Below are 11,747 nucleotides of genomic sequence, written 5' to 3' on the forward strand. Positions count from 1 at the left end.
CCTTTGTACTATCCAATATTATTTATACTTTTTTCTTTTGGAGTATCTTTTTCGCTACCAATGTTCTTACAAACATTTCTCAAAAATAAAGCGGGAATTTCCCCTCCTCGGAACGAAGCGGCAGGTGGGGGTAGTTCACTGATTGAATCTCTATTTTTGGTTTCAGGAAAGGATTAATAAACAATTCCTCAGTAAATTGCAGAGGCTAAATAAACAACAGGAAGACTTTTTCATGATTCCAAATGCCTCTTATGATGTCATCGTTGTGGGCGCAGGCCCCGCAGGTTCCACTGCTGCCCTTTATGCCGCAAGGAATGGGGCTTCTGTTCTTCTTCTTGATAAAAAAAGGGAAATCGGAAGCCCTATTCAGTGTGCAGGTTTTCTCCCCGATGCCTCGGAAGTCCAGGCTTTGCTACCTGATGCCGAATTGCCGGAGACCCTGAAAATCTATCCCGACTCCTGCGTGCTGCAGCATATCAAAACCCAGCGGATCATTCCCCCAAATTGCAATACAAAAGAATTTTCCGTGAGGGGAGCTGTCCTCGACCGGCGCCGCTACGATCAGTTCCTGGCTGAGCAGGCTGTCACGGCAGGAGCCGAAATGATGGTAAAAACGCGTGTAACAAAAGTGGAGGGCACAACTGTTGAAGCTTCAGGAATTTTCGGGAAGCATAAGATCAAAGCAAAAGCGATTATCGGAGCTGACGGCCCAAATTCCCTGGTTGCAAAATCAAAATGTCTTTCCTGGAAACCTGAGTCAAAAGAGACTTCTGTTGCTATTGAATACCAGGTCCGGAATGTTGATATTGATCCTGATACCCTTGAGATGTACTTCGGAAAAGATTATGTCCCCGGGGGTTATGCGTGGATTTTCCCCGAAGGCGAAGGGCGGGCAAATGTAGGAATCGGAATCCGAAGCGGAATGGCTGAAAAAGGGGTTTCTGCAAAAGAGTACCTGCACCGCTTTATGCGGGATCACCCTCTCGCCTCTCCTAAGCTGAAAAACGCCATCATTATAAATGTTATTGCAGGCATTATTCCCGTAAACGGAGCTCCTGCAAGCACTGCAACCGAAGATGCCCTTATTGTGGGGGATGCCGCCGGGCATATCATCGCAACAAACGGAGGAGGTATCCCTCCCGCAATGATTGCCGGAAAAATTGCCGGAGAAACTGCAGCTGAATTTGCAGTCGGGAAATGTAGGCTTGAAGAATACGACAGGCGCTGGAGAGCTCAGTTCGGATTAGCGCTTGAAACTTCGGTACAGGCGAGACAGATTATGGACGGGATTATGAAATCTGATGCCCTCATGAACGCAGCTTTCAAGTTTATTTCCCCTGAACAGATGAAAGTCATGCAGTGCGGAATACTTCCGGGACCTGTAAAACTTGGGCTTCATGCCCTGAGCCGCGGGAAAAATAAATGATGTTTTCAGCATTCAGGCAAAATCTACCTTTCTTTCTTCTCTTCAACCGGATTTTTTGCTTTCCTGATTTTTCTTAATTCAGTTTCAGCATCTTCTTTATTGTACCTTGCTTCCGGATATTTGGGTCTGATTTCGAGTGCTTTGTCAAAAGAGGTAATGGCTTCTTCATACCGCTTCAGGACTACAAATTCGAGTCCTCTCAGGTTCCAGGCTCCTGCAAAATCCGGTTTTAACGTCAGAACCTTATCAAAAGACTCAATCTTCTTTTCCGGATCGGTTTCTCCCACAGCAATTCCATACCATTCTTCTACGGTTTTTCCTTCGATTTTCTTCTTGAAAAGTTTGTCCAGAAATCCCAATAGCATCACTTCCGATTGAATATACGCGGGGTTGGCAGAAATAGATAGTGATGCCTATTGCTGTCCTTGTTTTTAAAAACATATGTGATCATGCTGAAAAGAAATTTTTCTCCTGCTGGTTTGTTATGGATATTTCAAACAGGTTTACAGATGTGGATTTTGTTCTTAGAAACGAAACTTCAAGTGAAGTGTATACTCGAAGGAAGCCACTTCTCCGGCAGGCTTTAGCCTGACAGGTGTGGGTAGTTCACAAATAAATGTTCATTTTCTTCTGCGCGAGTTTGACGGATAGGCGACCTTTTCAGTTCATCTTATATGGTTTCCTCACGGAGGCGGATTTTCCTGGATTTCGGGTTTTTATCCTCATGGCCCTGTTTTTAATTCGGCTTCTTTCATCTTTTTCTCCAGATTTTTCTTGTTATACTTTGCTTCTTTATACATTGGGCATATCGAAAGAGCCTTGTCGTAACATTCCATGGCTTTTTCATACTCTCCCATCTCGGAATAGGCATTTCCAAGCACAGTCCAGCCGCCTACAAACCCCGGTTTTAGCTTTACGGTATTTCTGAAGTACTCTACCTTTTTTGCAGGGTCTTTTTCTTTTGCTCCCAGTTCAAGCCAGTCATGGGAGTTCTTGCCGTTAATCTTTTTCAGGAATATCCTTTCGAATACGCTGAAAAGTCCCAGAGCCTCACCTCATTTTTTCAATTTTATTACATCATGTTCTCTTTCTTACAAATATTTCTGATCCGTACAACTTTATTCGCTATACTGAGCCATTTAAATACAACAAATAAAAACAACCGAGAGGCCAAAGATTAATAAGTAGAGTATAAAAATAAGATCACAAAATTTAAAAAAGAAAGTTTGCCTGCTTATATTGAAAGCAGGGCACTTTCGTTGTAAAGGCTTTCAAAGTCTGAGCTTATTACCAGTTTAGTAATATTATCCAGAGTAGTTACGTTGTAGGCCACTCCACGTTCGCTCGAGTTTGCCTGGTAAGCTTTGATCTTTTCATTCACTTCAGGTTCAGGGTCGAGGTATATGGATGTCTGCGTGTAACTTCCGTCGTCCAGCTTTTTGAGATCTCTGTAGTATTGTTTGGCGGGGATATCGGAGGTATTTGTTCTTTTTACCACTTCCTGGTAGATGCTCCCTTCCGGATCTGCCTGGCTCAATATCTGGTCGTATTCGGTAGTAGATGTTGCATTTCCTTCAAGGATATCGATGACGCTCGCTACAGTCTGAATGGGACCTATAATTGCAGGGCTTCCAACAACGTTCCAGATGTTGTAGGTACCGTTTGTCCTGTCGAGGATCTGATATCCTTCATATGGCATTACTCGTGTATTCGCTGGCATGCTAATCTTCTGCTCAGGAATCTGGTGCAGTTCAAAGCCACTCTCATTGCCATAACTTGCACCATATCTTTTCGTAACATCTGAACCGTAAGAGAATGAGACATTCATAGTCTGCATGTTCCCGAAGACGGCTTCTAAGGGAGTTCTCTCCGTTTTTTGAAAATCAACATATACAGCATTCGTTACTCCGTCAGGTGACATTTCTAATCCGTTGATAATAGAGTTAAACTCGTGATGTACCTGTTTGCCCTGGACCTGAGAGAACGGGACTGTGATAGGTTCTTCTCCGGTTTCCGGAGTAGGGACGTCATTATTGTTATTACCTGTAGCCGTGAAATATATCAAAAAGGCTGAGAGAAACATTGTTGCGGCCAGGAAGATAGCCAGATACTTCTGGTTCTTTGTTGCTGAATCCTTTCGTTTCATAAATGAAACCTCATTACATAAGGAAAATTATTCTGAGTGTAAAAAACACACATGGTATCTAAATCTATTATCATGAAAAAGTTTTCGCATCCGTTTTCTAACAAAAGAAAGAATTTGGGATATATTCGGAATTTTAAGTCCCAATATCTATTTTTGAAGGCTTCTGCTCGATCTTTTGTTCAGTCCAGAGTCAGGATCTTGAGCATGTTTGTACCCCCGGGCTTCCCGGAAGCAGGACCCTGGGTGAATACAACAAGGTCTCCACTTTTTGCAAATCCCAGTTCCTTTGCTTTTTCCGTGGTCTCCTTTTCCCAGTTTTCAATGGTTTCTTTTACGATTACCGGATAAACCCCGTAGGATAGGGCAAGGCGTCTGCCGGTATTTGGGAAACGGGTGAAAGCCAGGATCCAGGGTTCGGGCTTGAAGCGGGAAAGCCGGCGCGGGGTCGCTCCGCTCCGGGTTGGGGTCAGCACGGCTGTCACCGGAAGCTTCTGCAGGGCTTCGTGCACCTGGAGGGCGATTACCTCGTCTACTGACATTTCCTGTTCCGTGATCCCCTTGATCATTGTGTCAAGCCCCCATTTCGTCCGGGAGCGCCAGTTTTCGGTGGTTCTTGCAATCTTAGCCATCATCTCTACGGTTTCTACCGGGTAGTCCCCAACTGCGGTTTCCTCCGAGAGCATGACCGCATCCGTCCCGTCCAGAATGGCGTTGGCAACGTCTGTGGCTTCAGCTCTTGTGGGCCTTATATTATCGGTCATGGAGATCAACATCTGGGTGGCTGTGATCACAGGGATGCTCAGGAGCTTTGCACTCCAGATTAGTTCTTTCTGGATCGAGGGAACTTCCTGGATAGGGATCTCGACTCCGAGGTCTCCTCTGGCAACCATCAGAGCGTCGGTTTCCTCCAGAATCTCTACAATATTCTGGACAGCCTGTCTCCGTTCGATTTTAGATACAATATATACGGACTTTCCCCTGGCTGACGCAAAATTCCGGACCTTACGAATATCTTTTGCGTTTTCCACAAAAGAGATGCTGACAGCGTCAACTTCTTCCTTAAGTGCAAACTCCAGAATTTTTAAGTCATGTTCCGTTACCGGGTCCAGGAATATCTTTGCCCCCGGCAGGTTCAGCCCTTTATGGGAATAGAGCTGGCCTCCTACCATAACTTCGCAAAGTACATCTTTTCCCGAAATTTCCAGGCAGCGGAGCTGGATAAACCCATCGCTCAAGTAGATGAGGCTTCCCGGAGATACACTTTCTGGAAGCTGTTTGTAGCTGACCGGGATGCGGTTCTCGCTTCCGGATGCTTCGTCCACAGTAAGGGTTATCCGGTTTCCTTTATGGAGCATAAGCGACTCTTTTATGAGCTTGCCTACGCGAATTTTCGGGCCGGGCAGGTCGGCAAGAATGGCAACTGTCCTGTCAAGTTCTTCTGAAACCTTTCGAACCAGCTGGATCACTTTTCCGTGGCTCTCGAAGTCCCCATGGGAAAAGTTAATCCTTGCCACGTTCATGCCTGCAAGCACCAGTTTCCTGAGGACTTTCTCAGAAGAAGAAGCAGGCCCTATGGTGCAGACGATCTTTGTCTTATGGTCGGGGATTTGCATATTTTCACGGCCTTTGATATTCAATTTGATATTCAATGCCGTTTTTAGGATTGTTATTTTTAGCAGCATCAGAACTTACGCTGCTTACTGCTATCTGCTTTACTGCTATCTGCTTTACTGCTATCTGCTTACTGCTATCTGCTTTACTGCTATCTGCTTATTTTCCCCTGTAAATTTTCAGGGCTTCTTCAACACTTGCTTCTTCTACGGTTATGGCGTAGACAGCGTTGCACATGCGGATAGCTTCATCCAGGGATTTCTGGTGGATATTTCTTCCGGTTGCATTCCCCTGGGCTCCTGAGATGTGGATCTGGTCGTGGAGCTTTTTGAGGAAAGCTTCGGCTTTGTCACTTGAACCTCCAGCGCAAACGACTTTGGTGCGTCCGGCTGCTTTGACGGCTTCCTTGAAAATATCGGCAGATTTTGCCCCTTCCTTTTTCGGATAGTTGACTTTCACAAAATCAGTCCCGAGGCAGGCTCCTACTCCTGTTGCTCCTGCGATCAGGTGTGGGTCCTTCTCATCTTTTACGGCCGTTCCACGGGGGTATATCCAGAGTACGGACAGCATTCCATGCTTATGGGCATCATAAACTACCTGAGCAGCCTGTACAAGCATCTCGGCCTCAAACTCGCTGCCAAGATAGATTGTATATCCAACACCCAGGATATTGAGCCCGCTGTTTTCCTTAAACTCGGCAACCTGGTCAACGTCATACCAGAGGTTGCTGAAAGGGTCAGCCTGAGAAGTTTCCACAAGGTTTGTCTTGGAATTTACTTTTACAAGGTATGGTACATCCCTGTAGTCCATGCCGTAGCGTGCAATAAGCCCGATCTGGGTTGCAAAAACCCCTATCTTGCTCTGTGCTGCAATTCTGAATAGGTGCTCAGGGTCAGAATCGTCTTCGGGGACCCCTTCTCCAAAAAAGTCATCATTCAGGTGTTCTACTTTCTGGTCCCCGGCAAATAACATGAGCCTGCCGGTTCCTTTTGTAATCTCCATGTAGTTTTTCACGTATGTCTCACGCATTGCTTTTGGAACATCTAAAGGTACGATTACATCTTCTTTGTTAATTGAAACCATGTGTATAAACCTCAGTCTAATTAAGTAGCAGCCAATTGGGTGGTAAGTGGTATGCCAGACGATTTAGTTAAAAGGTAGGTAGTAATACGAGAAATGATTTATCTAGTTTATTCTTTCCTACTATATTTAATAATTTTCTAAGTTGATCTGCTGGCATATTGTATCATAGTCCTCCGCTCCAAACTTCCTGATGCTTTCTCATCTCTTCCTGTTTTTATTTTAAAAACTATTCGATTAAGAATTATTAAGCGTTTCGGAGGTTTGAAAACCGGATCAATTACAACGATTCAAGTAATGAAAAAGAGTAAAGCATAAGAATTCCTGTGTAATAAATAAGAAACTGAACTACCATATGAAAACGTAACTTAAGGCAAAACAGTAAGATTTTTTACGCCGCTTGCAGGGCTCGAACCTACGACATTCTGGTTAACAGCCAGACACTCTACCAACTGAGTTAAAGCGGCTTTCGGGTTGGAATTGTATTTTATTTTAGTTATTTTATTTTAGTTTTTGAACCTCTTATACAGGAGATTCTTCGAATATAAATTTTATGGGCCTGACCGGATTTGAACCGGTGACCGCTCGGTTATGAGCCGAGCGCTCTAACCTGACTGAGCTACAGGCCCGAATTGTTTGCATAGCGCTTTAGTAGTTGTTAGTAAGGTTTTAATAATAAACTTTTTGCATATGTTTTCACTTTCCCAGAAAAAGCGCTATAATATATGCAAAAATTTTACGCCGCTTGCAGGGCTCGAACCTACGACATTCTGGTTAACAGCCAGACACTCTACCAACTGAGTTAAAGCGGCTTCTGGTATCGGGTGTGCTTTTTTGCTCACCTATCGCGAACACTCCTAAAGCGATGATCTTATTTATATATTTCGCTTGAAGCTCTTTTAACAAACTGCAGGTGGGGTCGACTTCTCGGCTATCTTCTGACAGTATGTTTCTTCAATTCGATATTATGCCATTTTATCAATGACTTTATTTTATTCCCTTTCTATTTAATGTTCATTCAACTAATGTCTTAATCAGGTTCCTATTTTCCTTTTTCCCTAATTTTCTGTTCTCTTTTTTATAATTTCTTCATGGATTCCTTTTTCCTATTATTTTAATATAAATACTTGTTTGTGAGATAAACCTTATATCCTATCATGAGTAATATATTTGACTAGCTTTTTACAGCTTTAGGTAGCGAAGTCGGATGGGTTTTGTTTTAAGCAACTTAAATTTTAGCTTAAAACTCCTTTATTTAAAGGCCTGTCCGGGGGATTCCAACCCGTATAAAAGCCGTTTCCGACTTTATATAAAGTTAGCTTAAGGGGTTTAGGGTCAGTCACTCTCTGTACTGTTGGGTATCTTTTCAGGCATTTTCTGATATAAAGACACTCTTCGGGCTATATCACGCTTCTGGCCGCTTAACCTTAAAGGTCTAAAATGGAGAATAAGGGGGCTTATTCACGAAACATCTAAAAATATGTCCAAAATGCAACGCTAAGCTTAAATTGAGTGCAGATGGTGAGACACAGTACTGTCCCATTTGCAGGTACTGGACTAAAATCGGTACGGCAAGGCTCGACTCAATCATGATCTATGACTGAGGAGTCTGCATGGAAAATTTCAGTGTTCCTACGTTTTGCAGTGAATGCAAGGTCCAGTTGAAACGTCAGGTTCTAAATTCTAATGTTTTCTACTACTGCAGGAATTGTGGGCGCATGAGTTCTGAGGTCTGTTTCCCCGGAGGAAAGGCATAACTCATGCTCAGGAACCACTGTCTGCCCAAATGGCGTCTTCTGTTACAAACATGGAGGTCTTTGAAAATGTCCAGGTGCTGTGGTAGAGATCTGACCTGAAAAAAAGTTTTTGGTAAAGGAAAGTCAGAATATTCAAATTTAATTTTTTGAAAATGAGCCTGAAAAGGTTCTCTTTTTTTATTTTTTTGTAGCAATTTCTACTTTTTTGCAGTTAAATGTTTTTTAGCTCTGGATATGTGATACTCATCGTTATTCATTTCAACGTTTCATAGTTCTTTTTCCCGATTTTTCTACGGAGATTGCGCTGGATAAAGCAAACTTTTTTTGTCGGAAAAACCATGCTGGATAATATGCATAAAAAAGTACACCCTGTCAAGACCATCTATTGAAAATCTCACTACAAAAAATGAAGAGAAATTAAACTTGAAAAAAGTAACGTTAATTTTTTTTGAAAAAATCCGATTCCTTTTTCACTGCCCGGCTTTGAGCAATTTGCAAACGTTTTCTACTTCGGTCCGGAATTCGTCCTGAGTAACCCCAAAGAGGCCTGCAAGATACATGGCACCCCCGGCACCTGCACCTTCCTTGATTGTGCCTGTTTCGTACCTGTGAAGCCCTTTTAGGGATGATTTTCCAAAACCAGGGTCTGCAATATAGACTACCGGTACGCCCAGGGTTTTTGTGAGCTCGACAAAATGTGCTGATTTATCCTCTACTACGTAGCGAGTTGTTGCAATTGAGAGCTTTTCTGTGTTAAAGCCCAGGTGTTTGATAATAGCGTAGACTGCTGCCATCTGAGTTCCGCCGGCGAGGACAACATTAATTTCTGTGTCCTGGAAACCTGCAACAAGACCCACAACAGCAGGCATCATAGGGTCTCCCATACAGGCAATAGCTTTCATAGGGTCATCTTTCAGGCAGCCAAATGTCAGGCCTGAGGCCTTCATGCCTTCTTCAACAACCTGTTTTTTTAGCTCAAGGGGGTTTTCATCTGCGCTGCTGCTGACGTTCCCGTTATATCCGAGTGCTGTTAAAACTCCCATCGCTGTCGTTGTGCCACCGGGGATGCTTTCCCCGATTATTACATGGTCTGTCTGGTTTTGGAGCCTCTTGGCAAGGAATTTTGCCCGCTCGTAAATGCCCTGCACATCTCTTACTGCAATTGCTTGCCGGATGTCCTCTCCGGGCTTTGCTTTAAGATCAATGCACGGGACATCCGGAGTAACTATCAAACCGGAATTTATGAAATAGTAGGGAGTTTCCGTAAGCTTCAGCGCCGAACGGGTCATGATCGCAGGAGTAGGGGTGTCATAAGGAGGAGTCATGGGAAGCACCGGTACACTGATAATGTTTCCTGTTTCCATAAGTTCTGCATCCCCTGCAGGCGTATAATCCGTAAGTTCAGCCGTTTTTCCTGCTGCTGAGAGCTTTGGGATATGTGCTGTCTTTGTACTGGAAAGTACGCACAAAAAAATCGGTTTTTTAGGCTTTTTCGTTACTTCCGGTTCTATCCAGGCCATATCATATCTCCTCTATAAAATTAAATCGATAAATCTGTATATATATTATATTTGAATTGTTTTAAATTTATCTATTCCGGGATCGGGTTTCGTATAAATCAGCGATTATAGTACACAGCATTGATGTAAATTGAGGTAAATCTCCTAGAAGTCCAGTGAAGAATTCTTCTACTTAGTATTTAATATTTATCGGCACTCAATAATAATTTAATTATGCCCAAATTAACTTTACTTTATTTTGTTCAAATTTCGTAATCTGTTGCTTTGTCGTTGTAAACTATCTAATAAATATCAATTGAGTATAAGCTTATGGGCACCCTTTAAGTATAAACGTGGTACTGTATCCGGGCTATTAAAGTGGATGTTATAATTTAAAGAGAATCTTCCCGGGAAGGGTTGTCAACTGTTTTGAAAAAATGAATTGAGTGGCCTGAAAGGAATTTTCCGCTTAATTTCCCCTTATTTCTTCAAGTCTGGATCTTCTGTACGTCTGAACTCTTTTAAGTAAATGGTACAGGAGTAAATACCAGGAATATGGGGTGTATCTACCCCATATTTTTTCCTGCTGAATTTTTACAAAAAGGTTTTTAATGGCTCAGTATGTTCTTGCAACGTAAACGCGGGTTTCGGTTTCTTCTCCACAGGAAGGGCATTTCTCCTTTCCTTTTCCTCTTGGCGTCAGGGGAATTCCCAGGATTCCTGCTCCTATCCGGTCTTCCATCGCAAGTCCACACTCTCTTTTGCCGCACCAGGGTATTGTTGCAACACCTTTCTGGATCTTTTCCTTTACTTCCTCAAGTTCGGTACAGTCAAAGATGCGGCTTTCAAGTTCTGTTTTTGCTTTTTCGTAGAGGTTTTTATGGATTGCCTCAAACCTCGAAAGTACTCCGGCTTCAATTTCAGGCAGAGGGATCTGTTCCTTTTCTCCTGTGTCTCTCCTGACAGCAACCGCAATATTGTTCTTCAGGTCTCGTGGGCCGATTTCAAGCCTTAGAGGTACACCTTTCATTTCCCATCTATAGTACTTTGCTCCAGGGCGCAGGTCACTTGCATCAATTTCTACCTTAATTCCCGCTTTCTTCAGGCGCTCCTGAACATCCCTGCAGGCTGCAAGCACCTCTTCTGCCCCCTTCTTGAAAATAATCGGGATAATGACTGCCTGAATAGGTGCGATTTCGGGAGGCAGAACAAGTCCTTTGTCATCTCCGTGTATGGAAATCGTGGCAGCAATACACCTCTCTGAGATCCCGTAGCAGGTCTGGTGGGCATAGCGTTGTTCTCCATCAGGGGCTTCGTACTTGATATCAAAGGTCTTTGCGAAGTTGTCCCCAAGGTGATGTGCTGTGCCTATCTGGAGGGTCTTTCCGTCAGGCATCATTGCATCAATAGCATCGGTGTAGTCGGCGCCCGGAAACTTGTCCCAGTCAGGTCTCCTTGAACGGAGCACAGGAACTCCCAGTCTGCGGTATATCTCGGTATAAAGCTCAATAGCCTCCTTTACCTGGGCTTCTGCGTCTTCCCAGGTGGCGTGCACGGTATGGGCTTCTTTAAAAGAAGTAATCTCTCTTAGCCTGATCAGAGGGCGGGTATGCTTTGTCTCGTAGCGGAAAGTATTGACTATCTGATAGAGCTTAAGAGGGAAATCCGCATGAGACCTGACCCACATCTTGTACATCGGATAGATTGCAGTCTCACTTGTGGGGCGGAGTGCCAGAGGGATGTCAAGAGGGTCTTTTCCTCCGTGGGTGACCCAGTATACTTCATCTTCAAAGCCTTTGATGTGTTCGGCTTCCTTCATGAACTCGTTTTCGGGAATCAGCAGGGGGAAGAGGGCCTCCTGGTGTCCGCTGTTATCCAGAATTTCCCTGATGATGTTGTAAGTGGTCCTCCGGATGGCAAAACCGAATGGATACCAGACATAAAGCCCCTTCACAGGGTAGCGGACGTCCATTATTTCTGCCATCCACAGGAGTTCGTTATACCAATCGCTGAATTCCTCTTTTGGAGGGAGTGCTGCTTCTTTTTCGCTTTCTGCCATACCTTCACCGTATTATCGTGATCTCAGTTAATTTTTATGATCAAACCATATTATGAAACGTGTTCAGTCCAGTTGCCTATCCTAAAGGTCCTGCATATGGCTTTTTCGGATTTTGCACCCTGTGCGGCATCTCTGCAACTTTATCTGGACAGGAAAATGCCTGCATAGC

Annotated in this window: 8 protein-coding genes and 3 tRNA genes; 1 reads left to right on the top strand and 10 read right to left on the bottom strand. The window is 43.8% G+C overall.

The window, feature by feature from the left end:
* The first annotated feature begins 232 nt into the window (after window positions 1–232).
* On the top strand, window positions 233–1,426 hold the full coding sequence (locus tag MSWHS_RS04335; protein WP_048158785.1) for a geranylgeranyl reductase family protein: 1,194 nt from the start codon (window positions 233–235) through the stop codon (window positions 1,424–1,426).
* A gap of 23 nt (window positions 1,427–1,449) precedes the next feature.
* On the opposite strand, the gene MSWHS_RS04340 is transcribed toward MSWHS_RS04335, so the two are convergent.
* From MSWHS_RS04340 to proS, 10 genes are all read right to left on the bottom strand, one after another.
* Window positions 1,450–1,785, bottom strand: coding sequence for a tetratricopeptide repeat protein (locus MSWHS_RS04340; protein WP_048126290.1), 336 nt, complete (start codon window positions 1,783–1,785; stop codon window positions 1,450–1,452).
* Window positions 1,786–2,148: 363 nt separating this feature from the next.
* The gene (locus MSWHS_RS18930) at window positions 2,149–2,307 is read right to left on the bottom strand and encodes a tetratricopeptide repeat protein (RefSeq protein ID WP_082088026.1); all 159 of its coding nucleotides are present in this window, start codon (window positions 2,305–2,307) and stop codon (window positions 2,149–2,151) included.
* Window positions 2,308–2,660: 353 nt separating this feature from the next.
* Entirely contained in the window at window positions 2,661–3,572 is a 912-nt protein-coding gene (locus tag MSWHS_RS04360; RefSeq protein WP_048126295.1) for a hypothetical protein, read from the bottom strand.
* A gap of 179 nt (window positions 3,573–3,751) precedes the next feature.
* Entirely contained in the window at window positions 3,752–5,185 is a 1,434-nt protein-coding gene (gene pyk, locus MSWHS_RS04365; protein WP_048130216.1) for a pyruvate kinase, read from the bottom strand.
* Window positions 5,186–5,342: 157 nt separating this feature from the next.
* The gene (locus MSWHS_RS04370) at window positions 5,343–6,266 is read right to left on the bottom strand and encodes an aldolase (RefSeq protein WP_048126301.1); all 924 of its coding nucleotides are present in this window, start codon (window positions 6,264–6,266) and stop codon (window positions 5,343–5,345) included.
* Between the two features lie 391 nt (window positions 6,267–6,657).
* Window positions 6,658–6,730: transfer RNA gene (locus MSWHS_RS04375), tRNA-Asn, on the bottom strand.
* Between the two features lie 87 nt (window positions 6,731–6,817).
* A tRNA-Ile gene (locus MSWHS_RS04380) sits at window positions 6,818–6,892 on the bottom strand.
* A 110-nt stretch (window positions 6,893–7,002) separates the two neighbouring features.
* A tRNA-Asn gene (locus MSWHS_RS04385) sits at window positions 7,003–7,075 on the bottom strand.
* A gap of 1,415 nt (window positions 7,076–8,490) precedes the next feature.
* Complete coding sequence (cobT, locus tag MSWHS_RS04390) at window positions 8,491–9,540, bottom strand: nicotinate mononucleotide-dependent phosphoribosyltransferase CobT (protein WP_048126312.1); 1,050 nt, start codon at window positions 9,538–9,540, stop codon at window positions 8,491–8,493.
* 595 nt (window positions 9,541–10,135) lie between these two features.
* The gene (gene proS, locus MSWHS_RS04395) at window positions 10,136–11,578 is read right to left on the bottom strand and encodes a proline--tRNA ligase (protein WP_048126323.1); all 1,443 of its coding nucleotides are present in this window, start codon (window positions 11,576–11,578) and stop codon (window positions 10,136–10,138) included.
* Between the last annotated feature and the right edge of the window lie 169 nt (window positions 11,579–11,747).

The sequence above is a fragment of the Methanosarcina sp. WWM596 genome (assembly GCF_000969965.1).
GTDB lineage: Archaea > Halobacteriota > Methanosarcinia > Methanosarcinales > Methanosarcinaceae > Methanosarcina.

What these genes read in the sequence shown, in the direction of transcription:
- MSWHS_RS04335 (WP_048158785.1), top strand. Translation starts at nt 233, where the DNA reads ATGATTCCAAATGCCTCTTATGATGTCATCGTTGTGGGCGCAGGCCCC.
- cobT (WP_048126312.1), bottom strand. Translation starts at nt 9,540, where the DNA reads ATGGCCTGGATAGAACCGGAAGTAACGAAAAAGCCTAAAAAACCGATT.
- proS (WP_048126323.1), bottom strand. Translation starts at nt 11,578, where the DNA reads ATGGCAGAAAGCGAAAAAGAAGCAGCACTCCCTCCAAAAGAGGAATTC.
- MSWHS_RS04370 (WP_048126301.1), bottom strand. Translation starts at nt 6,266, where the DNA reads ATGGTTTCAATTAACAAAGAAGATGTAATCGTACCTTTAGATGTTCCA.
- pyk (WP_048130216.1), bottom strand. Translation starts at nt 5,185, where the DNA reads ATGCAAATCCCCGACCATAAGACAAAGATCGTCTGCACCATAGGGCCT.
- MSWHS_RS04360 (WP_048126295.1), bottom strand. Translation starts at nt 3,572, where the DNA reads ATGAAACGAAAGGATTCAGCAACAAAGAACCAGAAGTATCTGGCTATC.